Origin of the sequence: Algivirga pacifica, from assembly GCF_039543525.1 — a bacterium.
Classification (GTDB): domain Bacteria; phylum Bacteroidota; class Bacteroidia; order Cytophagales; family Flammeovirgaceae; genus Algivirga; species Algivirga pacifica.
This window is the reverse complement of sequence record NZ_BAABJX010000010.1, coordinates 44547-62707: the sequence shown is the minus strand read 5'-3', so window position 1 is coordinate 62707 and position 18161 is coordinate 44547. Positions and strand designations below refer to the sequence as shown.

At 40.2% G+C, this 18161-nt stretch carries 12 protein-coding genes; 3 read left to right on the top strand and 9 right to left on the bottom strand.

The window, feature by feature from the left end:
- Positions 1 to 117: 117 nt before the first annotated feature.
- On the bottom strand, positions 118 to 606 hold the full coding sequence (locus ABD985_RS02700) for an Mpo1 family 2-hydroxy fatty acid dioxygenase (protein WP_345368983.1): 489 nt from the start codon (positions 604 to 606) through the stop codon (positions 118 to 120).
- A 471-nt stretch (positions 607 to 1077) separates the two neighbouring features.
- Between ABD985_RS02700 and ABD985_RS02695 the strand changes: the two genes are divergently transcribed.
- Positions 1078 to 2457 (top strand): serine hydrolase domain-containing protein, encoded by a 1380-nt coding sequence (locus ABD985_RS02695; RefSeq protein ID WP_345368981.1) that lies wholly within the window; start codon positions 1078 to 1080, stop codon positions 2455 to 2457.
- A gap of 61 nt (positions 2458 to 2518) precedes the next feature.
- Here the strand turns inward: ABD985_RS02695 and ABD985_RS02690 are convergent, their stop codons facing one another.
- The 4 genes from ABD985_RS02690 to acs form a co-directional block, all read right to left on the bottom strand.
- Complete coding sequence (locus ABD985_RS02690) at positions 2519 to 2953, bottom strand: (4Fe-4S)-binding protein (protein ID WP_345368979.1); 435 nt, start codon at positions 2951 to 2953, stop codon at positions 2519 to 2521.
- A gap of 484 nt (positions 2954 to 3437) precedes the next feature.
- Positions 3438 to 4865: an alpha-amylase gene (locus ABD985_RS02685; RefSeq protein ID WP_345368977.1), complete on the bottom strand. Its 1428-nt coding sequence runs from the start codon at positions 4863 to 4865 to the stop codon at positions 3438 to 3440.
- Positions 4866 to 5293: 428 nt separating this feature from the next.
- Positions 5294 to 5926 (bottom strand): peptide-methionine (S)-S-oxide reductase MsrA, encoded by a 633-nt coding sequence (gene msrA / locus ABD985_RS02680; protein WP_345368975.1) that lies wholly within the window; start codon positions 5924 to 5926, stop codon positions 5294 to 5296.
- 161 nt (positions 5927 to 6087) lie between these two features.
- Positions 6088 to 8010, bottom strand: coding sequence for an acetate--CoA ligase (acs, locus tag ABD985_RS02675; protein WP_345368974.1), 1923 nt, complete (start codon positions 8008 to 8010; stop codon positions 6088 to 6090).
- A 401-nt stretch (positions 8011 to 8411) separates the two neighbouring features.
- On the opposite strand from acs, the gene ABD985_RS02670 reads away from it, so the two are divergent.
- Positions 8412 to 10046, top strand: coding sequence for an acyl-CoA carboxylase subunit beta (locus ABD985_RS02670; protein WP_345368972.1), 1635 nt, complete (start codon positions 8412 to 8414; stop codon positions 10044 to 10046).
- A gap of 176 nt (positions 10047 to 10222) precedes the next feature.
- Entirely contained in the window at positions 10223 to 11476 is a 1254-nt protein-coding gene (locus tag ABD985_RS02665) for a spondin domain-containing protein (protein WP_345368970.1), read from the top strand.
- Between the two features lie 254 nt (positions 11477 to 11730).
- Here ABD985_RS02665 and ABD985_RS02660 read toward each other — a convergent pair whose 3' ends face one another.
- The 4 genes from ABD985_RS02660 to ABD985_RS02645 all read right to left on the bottom strand — a co-directional run bounded on the left by ABD985_RS02660 (position 11731) and on the right by ABD985_RS02645 (position 17976).
- Positions 11731 to 13122, bottom strand: a complete 1392-nt coding sequence (locus ABD985_RS02660; protein WP_345368968.1) for a SpoVR family protein — start codon at positions 13120 to 13122, stop codon at positions 11731 to 11733.
- Between the two features lie 148 nt (positions 13123 to 13270).
- Entirely contained in the window at positions 13271 to 14443 is a 1173-nt protein-coding gene (locus ABD985_RS02655) for a YeaH/YhbH family protein (RefSeq protein ID WP_345368966.1), read from the bottom strand.
- Between the two features lie 93 nt (positions 14444 to 14536).
- The gene (locus ABD985_RS02650; protein WP_345368965.1) at positions 14537 to 16462 is read right to left on the bottom strand and encodes a hypothetical protein; all 1926 of its coding nucleotides are present in this window, start codon (positions 16460 to 16462) and stop codon (positions 14537 to 14539) included.
- Positions 16463 to 16941: 479 nt separating this feature from the next.
- Positions 16942 to 17976 carry a LacI family DNA-binding transcriptional regulator gene (locus ABD985_RS02645; protein WP_345368964.1) on the bottom strand — a complete coding sequence of 345 codons (1035 nt, stop codon included), beginning with the start codon at positions 17974 to 17976 and terminating at the stop codon, positions 16942 to 16944.
- Positions 17977 to 18161 lie beyond the last annotated feature (185 nt).

The window sequence follows — 18161 nt, the reverse complement described above, 5'->3', positions numbered from 1 at the left end:
TAAAAAAGGAACCGTTAAGAGCGGTAGCAGTAACTTGGATAGTTGTAGCCCTTAAGATTCCTTTGGTAATTTTATTATGTAAAGTCTGTTTGGAACTAGAAGCCCATACAGACTTTTTTAGTATTTAATCCCTATTTTTTGATATAGAAAACTCATCACCCATGCTGGGCCAATAAGCAAGAATTGTAGATCCTTGAAGAACGAAGGTTTTTTCCCTTCTACCTTATGACCATAAAACTGAACAATCCATGAGATCACAAAAACACCAAGTCCCACGATCCAAAGAGGTGCAAGATGCTGATCAATATAATGTCCACTCCAAAGTGCTACACTAACCATTATGATCATAGATATCGCAATCACAATGGATAAACGTAAGTAGAACAACACACCAATAATGACGAGAATACTGGAGTAGTTAATATATGGTTTGAAGGCAGATAAACTTTCTGGAAGAAAGCTATGAATAAAACCAGCTGGTATAGATTGCAATAGCCAGATAATACTGAAAAAGATCGCAGGGACAGCACCAAAATGAATTTTTTTGTTCGTGCTGTTCTGATGGCTTTCTCCGTATTCGGCAAACCATTCTTGTAATGTCTTCATGGTTAGTGAAATGTAGTGTAAAAAAATGCCGGTCGGGTTTCAGCGAGCCGGCATATACTCCGATTAGTTAATTAAATTCCATTCTAGAGAGCAATGTAGTAATATTTACATTTATTTACAATGCTTTGAAGAAATGTTTATTGCTTACCGCTTATCGTTTAAATAATTTGCTCACTGCTCACTGCTCACTGCTCACTGCTCACTGCTCACTGCTCACTGCTCACTGCTCACTGCTCACTGCTCACTGCTCACTGCTCACTGCTCACTGCTCACTGCTCACAACTATAGTATTATAAATAGAAACTTTTTCATCTATAAAGGTTTGTCCTTTTGGTAGTTATAACATTATTCAAAGATGTTTATATTATATAATAATATATAATGGAATGAAAGTCTATGTCTAATGTCCTATGATATTGGAGTGGCAGATGATGACATTTAATAATCAATTAACCCTACCACATACTATCCATGAAAAAACTTCTTCAACAATTATCAGACAAACGGGTACAACAACCACTGTTAATTTCTGCAGGAATCGTTTTAGGGTATTGGGGACTTCGCAAGCTATTGCGCCCCCGTATTCCTATCATTAGTGGCTTTGCTGCCAAATACCTTTGCTCACAGTTGTTTATCAGTAAAATACCTATAGAAAAAATCCTTAAGGAAGATTTGGGATTCTTTCCTGTGAACTTGGCCGACTTTACCATTGATATGGAAAACAAAACGGTCAGTAGCTCAGTCTTGGGACATAGCCGGAAAACAGCAGTTTATAGAGAAGGGTTAGGGGCCATGTTACATCATGCTATTCCCCGCAAACATTTACCGGAGTATGATAAGTTGAAGGATGCTAAGATTGTACCTTTGGAGAAGCAGTTCAATGGAACTAGCCATTCTGCGATGCCAGTAGAAGCTGAAAACATTAAAATGAAGGATGCAATTGCTGCTGCTTTTAAGGAAGGAAATATGTTTTCTCCTAAAAATACCAGGGCGGTGGTTGTGATGCACAAAGGAAAAATTATCGGAGAACAATACGCTGAAGGGATTAATGTAGACACACCATTGCTAGGGTGGAGTATGACCAAAAGTATATTGTCGGCTTTAGTGGGAATTTTACATCGTCAAGGTAAGTTGGACTTGAGGGATCCTGTACCGATGAAGGCCTGGAAACATTCTGATAAAAAAGACATCACCTGGCGCCACTTGTTACAAATGAATAGTGGCTTGGATTGGAAAGAGGATTATGGAGGGGTAGAAACAGTAAATACGATGCTGTTTGATTCCGAGCATATGGCTCGTTACGCCTTAAGAAGGAAAAGAAAATATCCTGCAGGAGGCTACTTTTGCTATTCCTCTGGAGATAGTAATATTCTCTCTTACCTGATGGCCCAACAGTTTGATAGCCTGGAGGAGTATTGGGAGTTTCCATATAAAGAACTATTTGGAAAACTAGGGATGGATAGCATGTTTATGGAAACGGATGCTGGGGGGCATTTTGTGACTTCCTCCTATACTTACGGTACTGCAAGAGATTGGGCCAAATTTGGACAGTTGTACTTGAACGATGGAACATGGGATGGAAATGAGATCTTGTCACATGACTGGCTGGAATTTACCAAGCGAGAGGCTCCTAATTCTGAAGGACATTATGGAGGGCATTTTTGGTTGAATAAAGGAGGGGAGATGCCTGATGTACCTAGAGATGCCTTTTTTGCGAATGGATTTCATGGACAACGTCTTACGGTTATTCCATCTTTAGAGTTAGTCATCTTGCGTATGGGGGTGACCTATCGAAGAAATGGATTCGATTTTAATAAGTGGACCAAAGGAATTATAGAAGCTCTAAGATAGTGATGAGTGATGAGTTATGAGTATATTAAACTCATAACTCATCACTCATCACTATATAAACTTATCCTTGAAAGTTTACTCTCGCATGTGAGCCGTCACAATAAGGCTTATTGCCGGATGCTCCACAACGGCATAGAGCGGTTGTTTTGGAAGCCGATTTGATTTCTTCTCCATTTTTTATGATTGAACAAGGTCCATGAACGATTATAGGACCATTTTTCATGATTTCGACTTTCTTTTCTTTTTCGAGTTGTTCCATAGTGTTTTCAGAAGATGATTGGTTTGACATATAATAACTTAAGGCTCCAGAAGGGCATTGATCTATTTGATTCTTTAGTTCACTAATACTTGCATGTTCAGGAGTTATCCAAGGGCGTCCTTTAGGGTTGTAAACTTTTGGAAGCATCTTTACACAAACTCCAGAATGGATACATTTTTCAGGCTTCCAGACGATTACAAGACCATCTTTTTTGTATTCTTTTGTTTTGTTACTCATAGAAAGCAGGCTCTATTATTGTTAATATTTGGATGATGCCTATGCTATTCAATAGTCCTTTGGATAGTAATTATCAATTACATTATGATGATAAAAGCTTGTAGTCTTCAATCCAAGGATTCCTCGATCAATTGGTTTAAATGGTATCACCAAATGATAATTACGTCTTATCGAACCGTAAAATAGATAGATTAATACTTATCAATGCTTTTATACTATTTTTGTTTGATGTAAGCAAGGTATTAATCATTTTATGAAGAAATAACTGCATTAATCTTTGAGTTAAGTGATAATTATCAGTTTTTTATTTGGATTATTTATAGAAAACAAGCTATTAATGGTAAAAAATGAATCACCGTAGAATGAAATATCCTAGGTGATTTATATGTAGAGCTTGTTTGAAACCCAGATTTTGAGAATAAGATTAGAGGAATTTTATTCCAAAAGATGTAGTCCCAAACAAGCTCTCAGTAGGAAGAAAGATTTAGAAGTTTGGAGACCAAATGGTATACCCTCTAGGTGGTGCTTGTATTTTTACCCATCCACCACTCTGTGTTGTAGGGTACCAGCCTGAAGTTCCAGTGAAGTCTTTGATTTGTGTGCTATACCAGTTGGTTGGAACCCAACGTTCCTGCCAGTTGTCAGAGTTATTCAGGTATACAATTAGCCCAGGGTTTCCGTTATAGCCATTTCTGCGGGCAACATATTCGTCATTATCTGCATGTAGGATAGAGGTGTTACCTGTAGCCTTATTGTTGTGAATCCAAATAAGATTGTTCAATTTATCCTTGTCAAGCCATTCTTCATAATCCTGATAGAAGATCGTTGGATACCCTTCGTGCGTAAGGATATAAGCATAGGCTAGTGTTTTATTCCAAATCTCGTCGGTATCGTGGTTGGTTACAAATGTCACGGCTTTGTATGGATTTCTTTTCCACATCATGTCATCATTGAGTACCGCTAGATTGTTGCCATCAAAAGCGTCATTCATTTTGTAATAACAAGCAAAGTCAAATACGGTACTATTTGCCTCATTGGCCCACCAGTTCAAGTAGTCTACATTGGCATCCCAAAGCTCTCCCACAGAGAAGCCTCCAGTGGTATTCACCCATTCTTTTACGACCCAAGGCTCAAACCCTTTGACATAATCGAAGCGCCAGCCATCGAACCCCATTGTATTTTTATAATACTGAGCGACCGATTGAGGCGTTTTCCACAACCAATCCTGTACATAGGACTGATGATGGCAAAGGTCTGGAAAGCCTCCAAAGATTCCTGTATCGTTTCCATGTATGTTATTGGGATGGAAGTCGTGTTGTGTACGATTGAACATCCCGGAGGCAGGGTTGAAATCAGTCCAGGTATCTGTTCCCGTATAGATATTCGCTTCCAGGTTTCCACCACTATTATGATTGAGAACAATATCAGCATACACCTGCATGTTTTCACTGTGTGCTGCAGCGATAAGCGCTTCCAGTTCTGCTCTTGAGCCAAAACGTGTTTCTAAAGAGCCATTTTGATTGTATTCTCCGAAGTCAAAGTAGTCGGCAGGATCGTATCCCATAGAGAAAGGACCATTTTGCGCTTTGCTGACAGGAGGTAGCCAAATGGATTCGATGCCGGCATTGCTCCATGCCGTTACTTTACTTTTTACAGTATTCCACCATGTACCACCTGCGGGAACATCCCAGTAAAAGCCTTGCATCATTACTCCTCCGCCGGGTCCGGCAGTAAAGCGGGCAGCACTGTTATCAGTAGAAGTGCGAAAAGGAGCGCCGTCATGTAGCGTAACCTCAACGATTTTACTGTTGGCTTGTGCTATCTCGAGGTCTGTTTGTGGTTCTTCCGTTTGACAAGCAAATAAGCTGCCTAGCAGCAGTAGGGATAAGCCTTTGATTGTATAGTTTTTCATGTGTGTAAGTTATCTTTTGAGAAATAATTTACCGTTTCCAAGACCTTAGATTAAGGGTGTAGAATACCACCCCCAAAAATGGTCTTTTTTGGATTCAGTATACTTTTTTGAAAGTGTTCGAACGATGGTGTTTTACGGCCGGAGGAGAGCGTTATCTAAGCATAGGTAGATACGCTCCATTTTTTTAATCGATTGGTTTTGTGTTAAATAGTTATTTGTCGTGTGTTAGGTGTAATATTTACACTACTAATGAAAGAAGAAAAAATAGGACTTGCAAGAGATCTCACTAAGGGTAGGAGTTGCAACCGGTTTCGATTTGAAAAAAAATAAAAATTGTTAAGGAAAGAAGAAAAAAATATCCCAAAGATAGGATTGTTAGATCACATCTTCGGGAACGTATGAATAAAATAGATTGAATAGAATATGGTCTATTTTTCCTTGAGTAAGTTAGGGAACTCACTTTCTAGCTTCTTTAATTTTGGAACAATCACAATGGAGCAATACGGCTGGTTTTTGTTTGTATTGTAATAATTCTGATGATAATCCTCTGCGACATAGTAATTACTCAATGGTCTAATTTCTGTCACAATAGGTTTATCCCATAAGCCGGAAGCATCCGTTTTTTTCAAGGAAGCTTCTGCGATTGCTTTTTGCTCTTCATTGTGATAATAGATACCTGAACGGTACTGTGTGCCTTTGTCAGCTCCCTGTTGGTTAAGGGTCGTAGGGTTGTGTGTATGCCAGAAGACTTCCAAAATTTCCTTAAAAGTAACAACCTTGGGGTCGTAAGTGAGTTGTGCCACTTCTGCATATCCAGTCATACCCGTACACACGTCCCTATAAGAAGGATTAGGAACTTGTCCGTTGGCATAGCCTGACTCTACTTTAACAACACCATTGACACGCTGAAAGACAGCTTCCACACACCAGAAGCATCCTGCTCCTAAAGTGATTTGTTCGTATTGATTATTTTCCATTTTCTTTGATTTCTGTGCATATCCTGAACTGCTCAACAAGCTGAAAGTAAATAAGGATAGAATGAATAAGATACCTTTTTTCATATTGGGATGATTTTAAGTGAGCATATCATTATTTACCTTGATTAACATCGCTAGGGAGGAGTTGTTGCGATTTTAAGAAAAAAAAACAGGACGATACATGATCGTCCTGCCCAATGTTTATTGAAGAGTTAAATTTTTCCCAACTCCTAACTCTTAACTTATTATGCGTTCACCGGTTGGTCTCTTACAACACCTTCCTTGATCGCCTCTACAATACTAGGGTCTAATAAGGTAGAAGTATCTCCAAAGTTGCTGGTTTCTCCTGCGGCGATCTTTCGAAGAATTCTTCTCATAATCTTCCCGGAACGTGTCTTAGGCAACCCTCTTACAATTTGTATCTTATCAGGACGTGCGATAGGTCCGATTTTCTCATTAACCGTTGCGGCGATTTCTGCTTTCAGGTCATCCATAGTAGAAACTTCCATCTTGGCAGCATCGCAAACCACATAGGCATAGATACCTTGTCCTTTGATGTCGTGAGGATATCCCACCACTGCTGATTCTACCACAGCCTCATGCATGTTGATCGCATTCTCAACCTCAGCAGTACCCAATCGGTGCCCAGATACGTTGATTACATCATCTACACGACCCATGATTCTATAGTAGCCATCTTCATCTCTACGGCAGCCATCTCCTGTGAAGTAATAGCCTTTATAAGTAGAGAAGTAGGTGTTTTTACAACGCTCATGGTCTCCCCAGGTTGTACGGATCATACTTGGCCAAGGGAACTTGATGCATAGGTTTCCTTCTACACCGTTTCCTTTTAGTTCGTTGCCCTCACTATCCAATAGTACAGGTTGAATACCTGGTAATGGAAGTGTTGCGTAAGTAGGCTTGGTAGGAAGTACTCCTGCAATTGGAGAAATCATGATACCTCCTGTTTCTGTTTGCCACCAGGTATCCACGATAGGGCATTGGTTTTTACCAATATGGTGATGATACCAATCCCATGCCTCACGGTTGATAGGTTCTCCTACGGTACCTAGTACTTTAAGACTATCCAGTTTGTATAGTTCAACATACTCTAGACCTTGTGCCATTAGTGCACGGATAGCAGTAGGTGCGGTATAGAAGGTATTCACCCCTAGACGGTCGATGATTCTCCAGAAACGTCCAGCATCCGGGAAGGTTGGTACCCCTTCAAACATAACAGAAGTAGCTCCTTCCAATAGTGGTCCGTATACGATATAGGAATGGCCAGTAATCCATCCGATATCGGCGGTACACCAGTAGATATCGTCCTCTTGGTACTGGAATACGTTGCGGAAAGTATAGGCCGTGTACACCATATATCCTCCTGTGGTATGAACAACCCCTTTCGGTTTTCCAGTAGAACCTGAGGTGTAAAGGATAAATAGAGGGTCTTCTGAGTCCATGATTTCTGGTTCGCAGAATGTCTCTACTTTTTCAAGCTCTTCGTGCCACCATTTATCTCTACCCGCCTTCATTTCTACGGCATCATCTGTTCTTTGAAGGACGATAGCTGTTTCAATACCAGGGCAGTTTTCCAATGCTTCATCAGCAATGTTTTTCAGTCCGATTTTCTTCGACCCTCTTGGTCCAAAGTTCGCAGTCAATAATATCTTCGCTTCAGCATCATTGATACGTCCGGCAAGGGCGTCAGCTGAGAACCCACCAAATACGACAGAGTGAATCGCCCCGATACGAGCACAAGCTAATACAGCAATCGCTAGCTCAGGAACCATAGGCATGTATAAACACACACGATCTCCTTTTTGTACACCATTGTTTTTTAGGACATTGGCGAAGCGAGAAACCTCTTCGTGTAGCTGCTTATAAGTAAAGATTCTATCTTGTTCTTTAGGGTCATTAGGTACCCAATGAATAGCTGTTTTATCGCTGCGATTCAATAGGTGTCGGTCAAGACAGTTCTCTGTGATGTTTAGTTTACCGTTCTTGTACCATTCAACGTTATAGTCCTCAAAGTCATACTCTAATACGGTGTCCCATTTTTTTCTCCATACGAAACGTTCTGCTTGATAAGCCCAAAACTTTTCAGGTTCTGTGACACTCTTTCGATAGTCGATAGCGTAGTCCTCTAGGTTGTTCATCTTGTTCATGACGTAACTGTGTGTTTTTTAGTTTGGATGAAATGTTATTATGCTGTCTTATTATTTGTATAGTGTGTGTCTTTTTTGTCTGTTGACATGTTCCGTTGATGAGGGTTTTTTCAATCTATTATTCCGGAACATTCGCAAAATCTAATGATTATTATAGGAAAAATGATAGTCGTCAATTGAAATATATAATCATAGTCATGTAAATCCCGAATATCAGGGAGCTTCATACTTCACTGAATATTAGGATTTATCTTTTCTGTGTGTAGGTAATCCTATGGTTTGCCCAATACAAGGATTTTATAGGATGGATGGGGGAGATTAATAAATATATGTTAACTTAAAGAAGCTCTTATAACCCGAGTGAAAACAAATTACCCAATGAAAACACATTGTACTAAACCATGATAAGCAACAAAGAACTAACGCAAAATGAATTGCAGTTTTATGAACTGCTACAAGAGTTACAGCGTCGACAAGAGGAAGTGAGGAAAGGAGGAGGGGAAAAGAAAATAGCTTCCCAGCATAAAAAAGGGAAGATGACCGCCAGGGAACGTATTGATTATCTTTTGGACCGGGATACGGAATTTTTGGAAGTAGGGACCTTTGCCGGAGATGGAATGTATAAGGAGTATGGAGGCTGTCCTTCTGCAGGTGTAATTGTGGGGATAGGCTATGTCAGTAATAGGCAATGTGTGGTGGTGGCTAATGATGCCACCGTAAAAGCAGGTGCCTGGTTTCCCATTGCGGCCAAGAAAAACCTAAGGGCACAAGAAATAGCCATGGAAAATAAGCTTCCAATTATCTATCTGGTAGATAGTGCCGGAGTATTCTTGCCTATGCAGGATGAGATCTTTCCAGATAAAGAACATTTTGGGAGGATCTTCAGAAATAATGCCGTGATGTCTTCGGAAGGGATCATACAAGTAGCTGCTATTATGGGTAGTTGCGTCGCTGGTGGGGCGTATCTCCCAATCATGTCAGATGAGGCAATGATTGTAGAAGGTACAGGCTCTGTATTTCTGGCAGGGTCTTATTTGGTGAAATCAGCAATTGGAGAACAAATTGATAATGAGACATTGGGAGGAGCGGTGACCCATTCGGAGATCTCAGGGGTGACAGATTATAAATGTAAGGATGACAAAGATTGCTTGGATCGAATTCGAAGTATCTTTGATAAGATGGGGGTAAACCCTTCTGCGGGTTTTGACCGAAGTGAGCGTGCGTATCCTCTTAAACCAGCAGAAGAGTTACTGAAAGATATGCCGGTAGATCGGGCCAAACCCTATGATATGTTGGAGGTAATTAAGGCGTTGGTCGATCGCTCAGCGTTTGAGCCTTATAAAGAAGATTATGGGAAGACCTTGTTGTGTGGATATGCTCGTATTGATGGGTGGGCCGTAGGGATTGTGGCCAACCAACGTACTGTTACCAAAACCAAGAAAGGAGAGATGCAGATGGGCGGGGTGATCTATTCAGATTCGGCAGATAAGGCCGCTCGTTTCATTATGAACTGCAATCAGAAAAAGATTCCTTTGGTGTTTTTGCAAGATGTATCCGGCTTTATGGTAGGAAGCAGAGCGGAACATGGAGGTATTATAAAAGATGGCGCCAAGATGGTGAATGCCATGGCTAATTCAGTTGTGCCTAAGTTTACGATCATTGTAGGGAACTCCTATGGAGCAGGAAACTATGCCATGTGCGGTAAGGCATATGATCCTCGACTGATTTATGCGTGGCCTACTGCGAAGATGGCTGTGATGAGTGGAAATGCAGCAGCCCAAACATTACTGCAAATCAAAGTAGCTTCCTTGAAAGCCAAGGGGAAATCCATCACTCAGGAAGAAGAGCAAGCTTTGTTGGAAGATATCAAGAGCAAGTATGAAGAACAGTTGTCTCCATATTATGCTGCAGCACGCCTTTGGGTAGATGGGGTTATCGCTCCAGAGGATACCCGAAAAGTGATCTCTATGGGAATAGAAGCGGCTAATCATGCGCCTATTACCAAGCGTTATAATGTAGGGGTCATTCAAACCTAAAAATACTTATTTGAATAGAAATATTATGTAAGGTTACTGTTCGTTACAGTGACCTTTTTTTGTCTGTAAACATTCGTTTACTTAATACATAACCTACTAAGTTAGTAGGTAAATATTATCTATGAGAAGTGATATGTATAAAGTCACTTATTTATTAATCCTTATAAAAGAAAACCATGAAAAGAGTATTGGCATTATGTCTACTATTTACCCCTTTCTTATTTATGGCTTGTGATGATGATGACGATGATAATGGAGGGAATGGCATGGCTACCTTTACGGTTACCATAGAAAATGTAAATCCAGCATATGATTATTTCAGTACAGATTCATTGGACGCGGTAGCTCCTGGAGAGAGTCTGAGTTTTAGCTTTAATGCAGGACAAGGACATTACTTGTCTTTTGCAAACATGTTCGTGCAAACCAATGATGTATTTTTTGCTCCGGAGGCAACAGGAATTGCGCTTTATGATGAGAGTGGGGTGGCGCTTACAGGAGATATTACGGAGTTAATAGCTTTATGGGATGCAGGCACAGAAGAAAATGAAGCTCCGGGAGAGGGGCCCAATCAAGCACCTCGTCAGGAAGCTCCCAATACAGGCACAGATGAAGGTGGGGTAGTCTCTTTACTTTCGGATGTACAGGATGGTTTTACGTACCCTGCTGTGAATGAGTTGATACAAGTAACCGTTGAACATGATGGTGGAACACTATTCACGGTAACCATTGCGAACTTATCAGACAATTCTAACTTGCCGAGCCCTGTTTCTCCTGGGGTATATGTTATTCATTTTACAGATCAAATGCCACTGTTTGAGGTGGGAGAGAAAGCATCTGAGGGATTAGAGGCAATTGCTGAAGATGGTATGAGCACCACCATGTTTACGGACCTATCTGAAAACAGTGGACTGGTTACGCCATTTGCTCCCGGAGCATTCTTCGTAGGTGAAAGCAATGAAATATTTATGATGTCAGAAGCTGCTTCGGCAGCGTTGGAAGCATTGGCAGAGGACGGAGATGTTGCTGAATATACGGATGTATTTAATACTCCTGAGGGAGAGACTGCGGTAGGGCCTATTGGACCCGGGGGGGCTTATACCTTTACCTTTGAAGCCGAAGATGGAGACAGACTTTCATTGGCAACGATGTTCATACAGTCTAACGATTGGTTTGTAGGACTGGATCAGTTATCATTGTTCGATTCCAATGGTGAGCCGATCAGTGGTGATGTTACAGAGGAAGCATTGCTATATGATGCCGGTACAGAGGTGGATGAATATGCAGGGGCAGGAGCAAATCAAGCACCACGTCAGGCAGGGCCTAATACTGGTGAAGATGAAGGAGGAGTGGTAGAAGAAGAAACCTCCCCAAGTGCTAATGTACCTGAAGAGGTATCTACTTACCTTCGTATAACTATTGAGGCTCAATAGATGAAGTATCATATATAGTATAGATGAGTCATCCCATATTAACACTTAAGGGATGGCTCATTTTTTTTGCTTCGTTTTTCATCCGGGCCACGGTGGCAAGGAAAAAATGAAGAAGCTTATAAAGGGCTTGTGATATAGTTGTAAAGTGATGAATTCTTAGAAATCTAAGTCGTATTGTTAATACGGGATGATTTATATTTTTTAAGGAAGTACATCTCCAAAAATAAAACATCCGAAAAGACCTTGAATACCTTTTAACTTTCTTCTACAGTAAAGTTATTGTTTTTAAAGGTACAGGTAACTTCCCGATTATCAATGATGGTCTCTAGCGTAACGGGTCTTTTACTCCAAAGTCTATAAATATATTCCATCGTTTTGCGGACGTAATTCAGTTCCAACTCTCGGTCATCATACTCGTGTAATAATTGAAGTGTATTGGAGAGTGGATTAATACCTTTTACCTTGATAACAGGAATGCCATTCATTCCCGTATTTTTAATGAGTGTATCTCGCACGGTTTCCCAACCATCATCATCACTGACATCGCTTACTGTGACCCGATTGCCTCTTTGTTTGTATTCAAATAAATGTAATTCTTGAGCCAGCTCTTTGGTCAGGAATCGTCTAAGGAAAGAGGCATCTCTATCTATAGTCCTGATGTCGAATATTTGAGGGTTAATTTCGTAGTCGATTTGATGACCATCACTACCAGCTAAACGGGTGAAGATAGAGTATCCTACGTGATAAGGGTTCAGTCCACCAGGGTGAGGACGTATCACCTGATTATGAGCCCGTACAAAATCCATATGCAATTCTGGAGGAAGATTCAAGCGATTCAGAATAGTGAAATGCCAGAAACTGGCCCATCCCTCATTCATAATCTTGGTTTCCATCTGCGGCATAAAGTAAAGGGTCTCTTCCCTGACGATATGCATAAGATCTTTTTCCCAATCTTCCAGCTCCTTATTGAATTCGCTGATAAAGCCCATTAAGTCTTCTGTAGGTTCAGGAATAAAAGCATCTGTGGTCGCACTTTCTTCTTCTTTACTATGCAAGTGATTCCACGGGTCAGGCTCCTTATTGAGTCGTTGGTAGAATTGATCTTTTTGTTCCTCTTCTGATAGTTGCTGTATTCTTAGGTTTCGGTTGGTATGAAAGCTGATGGCATGGGCTGCATCCAGAATATTTTCTACTTTCTCATAGCCTATACTAGGAGTTTCAATATAGCGTCTTACCCGATCAGCATGAGTCTTAAACATTTCCAATGCCAGTTCAGGGCGTGTATGAGCGAAATTGATGTTATTCTTGAAAAAGTCATTGTGTCCATATACGTGCGCAATGGTCAATACCTGTATAGACAACGGGTTGTCAATCATCAGGTACGCCAAACATGGGTTAGTATTGATGACCATCTCATAAGCTAAACCACCTACGCCCAACTTATACATCGTCCGTTGCTTTTCGAAGGATTTTCCAAAACTCCAATGAGGGTAGCGGGAGGGCATTCCTACATAGGATTGATATCCCAGCATATCATGGTAGTCACACACTTCAAATTCTTGAGGAAAACAATCTAATCCTAGCGATTGTACCAGCTCCTCAATTTTATTATTCCATTTCTCTAAGTCTTTTACCGTCCAGTCCATGATTGTCATTAATTTTCAATTATAATTTTCAATTTTTAATAACTCATGAACAGCTTCTGCGATTGATCATTGGTAATTAATAATTGAAAATTAATAATTGATTATTAAAAATTAATAATTGAAAATTGATAATTAAAAACTGACAGGGTTATTCCATAAGGGAGTTGCTCTTGTCCAGCGTAAGGAATTTCTTAAGGGCAGGCCAGATATTTTCCTTGTTCCGTATTTTAAGACAGATAAAGTTATCGGCTTCAATACCCTTGAATTCGTCAATCATACTTGACCAGGAGTAGCTTGTATTAGGTTTGATCTCCCCATATCCAAAGAGGTTACAAACATCAGCCAAACGCTTGGCATATTCCTTTGCGGAGCGATTGTCACTACTAAAGTTATCTCCATCAGAGCAATGGAAGGTATAGATGTTCCATAGGACTGGATTATACCTTTTCTCGATAATTTCCAGTACTTTCTTGTAACCGGAAGAGATCATGGTGCCGCCAGATTCTACCTTGTGGAAGAAGTCATCTTCGGAAACCTCTTTGGCTTCCGTATGATGAGCAACAAAGACAATTTCTGTGTTTTGATAGCGGTTTTTCAGAAAGGTATAAAGAAGAAAATAGAAACTTCGGGCAAGGTATTTCTTGGTTTGGTCCATAGAGGCACTAGTATCCATGACACAGAAAACCACAGCATTGGAATGTTCCTTGATGTCTACGGTCATGCGTTTGTATACCAGGTCATCATTATGGAAAGGGTAGGAGCGTTCCTCCTCTGACTCTTGTTCCCGACTACTGAGCACGATCTTTCGTTTCAGTCGGTTTTTCATGGTTTTTTTCTTGGAGAGACGTGCTCTTACGCCTTTTTTCTGGTATCCCTTGAATTTTTTGAAGACCTCTGTTTCTGTAAAGAAATACTTCTTTCGTTCTAACTCAGGAAGTTCCAGGTCCTCAAACATCATATTGATAGCTTCTTCTATGGTGATTTCGGTTTCATACATATCCTCACCAGGTTGATTCCCTGCTTCCCCATACTCTCCTTTCTGTGGGTTTCCACGTCCATCTTGTATGATTTGCCCTTTCTCTTCTTGTCCCGTTCCTTGAGCCGTTCCATTGTTATTTCGCCCATAGATAAAGCGATATTCTTTGATGCCTTTAATAGGTACTTTGATGACTTTGTTTTTATTCTTGCCGATGATTGCTTCTTCAGCAATAATGTCGGCAATGCCTTCTTTGATTTTTTTCTTGACGAGTTCTTTGTGTCGCTGACGATCCGAGGCGGACCGGTCTCGTTTTTGTGTGCTGAAATCTCTAAAAATAGCCATAAAAAGGTAAGAGGTAAGAGGTAAAAGGTAAGAGGTAAGAGGTAAAATGGAAGAGGTACTTTTTACCTATTCCCTTTTACCTCTTACCTTAAATCAATCTTTCCAAAGGTTATTAGCGGCAAAGTTGAGTACGGCTTCGCAACTCTCTTCGTTGTAGCCGTTATTGATCAACTGTTGCGTCATCGCCTCATACTTTTTCTTCTGTTCCTTATCACGGGTTTTTGATTTCAGAATGATGCGGGTGATATCCTTCACGGAAGCCATTAGTTTTTTCTCAATCGCTTCTTTTAGAGGCTCATAACTATAGTAATGAAGTGTTCCTTTGCGTCTTAGGATATGCGTAATGTAACTCATCACATCTTGTCGGAAACCGTCGGAAGCACTTCCTGTGATACCAATTTGTTCTTCGATGGAGGCTAAGAATTTCACATCCGGTGCCATCTCACTTTTTCCATCATTGACTTTTCTTTTAAGAACATAAGCCTCTACATGATCCAGATAGTTTTGGAATAGGGTTTCGGCTTGTTCCTCGTAAGCATGGACAAAGGCTTTGGTAATATCCGCTTCTAGCATTTTAAGGTATTCTTTGTAAAGAATATCCTTCAGGATATGCATATAATGTTCCTTGGTGTCTTCTGGAAGCGGTTCTTCTTTCAGCTTATTTTGCAGCGCATCCAATACGGAGATTGGGTGAATAGTATTGGTCTCACTATCCGAAAGAGCATTATCCAGCGCTTTCATGATAAAACGAGTAGAAATACCGCTCATTCCTTCGTCAGGGTGCTCATCTTTTAGTTCCATCACATTGATGTGCTTGGTTTGTCCTCTTTCAGTCACCTCATCCCCATTGTATAACTTGAGTTTGGTAAGGAGGTCACATTTGGCTGTAGGCTTTAGACGAGTAAGGATGCCAAACATGGAAGCGATAGCCAAGGAATGTGGAGCGATATGAGCATTGAAATCAGAACGGTCGATGATTTTTTGATAGATCTTCTTTTCTTCTGAAAGCTCTAGTACATAAGGAACTTCAATCTTTACGATACGATCTAGAATGGCTTCGTTAGTGTGGTCAGCTTTGAACTTGTTCCACTCTGCCTCATTGGAGTGCGCAAGGATTACTCCATCAAAATAAATCATACCATGCTTGCCGGGGGCAGGAATACGCTTCTCCTGTGTGGCAGTAAGCATGACATGCAGGTATTCGATTTCGTTTTTGAATACTTCTATAAACTCTACCATTCCTCTATTGCCGGCATTGAAGGCACCGTTCAGAGTTAAGACACGAGGGTCATCTTCTGAGTAGCGGTCAAGCTTGGAGATGTCTTCTGATCCGATCAAAACAGAGGTATCCTGGTTGTTTGGGTCTACTGGAGGAACCATGCCAATACCTAGACGTTTCTTGGTGCTGAATCGCATCATAGCGACATTGAACTTGGTGAAGTCTCCTTCAAATTCTTCGTCTAGCTTGTATTGGCTTATGGGGTCTAATTCACCTTCTATTTCCACTCCTAGGACTTTCTCCATTTCAGGCCTTAATGCTTTAGGAATGGCACAAAGAGGGTTGATATGCATAGGAGAACCTTCCAGATAATAAATAGGGGAAGCTTCCTCCAGACCTTGTTTAAGTTTTTCGATGAGGGAAGATTTTCCTGCACCTACAGGTCCTACCAAAAAGAGTACTTGTCGGCTTTCTTCTCCTTTCATGGAAGCCGAGAAGAAGTAGCGTACTAGCTTTTGAAGTACTTGTTCAATACCAAAGAACTCATCTCTGAAGAAATTATAGCTTTTTACTTGGGTATTGGCACCAAAAACTCTTCGAAGCCGTATATCTGTTTCAGTATCTAATAGTTCAAAGCCTTTACCTGTAATGGCATTAAACATGCGCTTGTGTGCTAGACAAGAAAGGCTATGGTCTTTTTTTACAAGTTCCAAGAACTCCAGAAATGGGATTACTTTTTTCTCTTCGGCCTTGGTTTTGTTATAGTCGTCAATAAGTTTTTTGAATTCGGCTTTGCTCATAGTCACAAAATTATGGGTTGAATATTACCGGAAATATTAATGGGGAATCGTTTCAATTAGGATAAAAGCAAGAATAGGTTCTTTGCAGTTTACAATTGTTAACTCTATTAAATATAGGGGTTAATCTGCTTTTCATCCAATAATTCAGAAGAGAATTTAAGGTGTAGGATTGTGTATCAAGAGGATTTATTACACTTGATATAGTGGCGTCGTGAAGGTATTAGAAGTGATGTTTACAGTGTTATTGTTGGGTTTTGATTATCCAATGAGATTATTTTAATAATCATTAAATGTTTCCATCAAGGAAAGGTACATTGAAAATCGGCGAATAAAAGCACAAGAAAACAAGATAGGATTGAGAATGTAAAAAGAAAGGCCTGCAAAAGCGGCCTTTTATAGAAGATGTACTTCGGTTATAGCTTATCATTTTTGATTAAAATCAGTTTCTTAATCAAGAATTGAAAAATTAATAACTTTCTTTATTTTTTTTCTCGATCAGAAGATTCCCTTACCACTAACTCTAGCGGCATTACTTTGGTAGAGGCCGGGTAAGAGACATCGCTATCGGCGTTAATTTCTTCCAATAGAAGTTCTGCCGCCATCTTGCCCATTTCATACCCTGGTTGGGCAACAGATGATAAAGGTGGTTCCACAATAGTAGCCATTTGCCAGTTACTGAATCCCACGATAGCAATATCTTCAGGGATGCTCAGATGATGCTTTTTGGCAGCTTTTTGTGCGCCAATAGCAGCAATGTCATTAGAAGCAAATAAGCCATCAACTTGATGTCCTTTATCTAATAACATAGAAAGAACTTTTTCTCCTTCTTCTACTGTCCCTTCCGGACAAGGAATAATCAGGGATTCCTCTACGACCATATTATGATCTTCTAGAGCTTTTCGATAGCCATCCTCTCTACTTTTACTGAGTGAAAGGGTTTTGGGACCTGCCAGATGAGCAATATGTTTACACCCTTGCTCGATCAAGTGTTGGGTTGCTTTATAAGCTCCTCCAAAGTCATCTGTAATGACTTTGCTAACTTCTAGTTCACTAGTGGCACGATCAAAAAACACCAAAGGAATACCTTTACGTTGTATTTTTCGTAAGTGATCAAAGTCGGTGGTTGCCTTGGAGACAGACATCAACATTCCATCTACTCGGTTAGAGAGTAGGGCATTCGTGTCTTTCACTTCTATGTCAAAATCTTCATTCGAGATACAGATCATTACATTGTATCCTGCCTTGTAAGCGACATCTTGAATTCCACTAATAACATTGGCGAAAAAATGATGTACGATTTCAGGAACAATTACCCCGATAACAAAAGAACGCTTATGTCTAAGACTCAAGGCAAGGGAATTGGGTTGGAAATCGAGTTCCTTAGCCAGTTCCATTACTGCTTTCTTTGTTTTATCACTGATGTCAGGGTGGTTTTTCAAGGCTCTAGAAACCGTTGACTTTGATATCCCAAGCTGATCAGCAATGTCTTGCATCGTAAGTTGTCCCTTCTTCATAGTACACAATGGCTGTAGTCTAAAAATTAATTCTTAGGTAAATCTAATTAATTGTTTGAAGATTTAAAATTTTACTCAGATTCCTTTTAAAGTCGTATGACAGTGTAATAATAGAAATAAATAAACAGGGCACGAATGATGAATACTTCTATTGTTTTGTTTTTGATACTTACATGTCTACATGT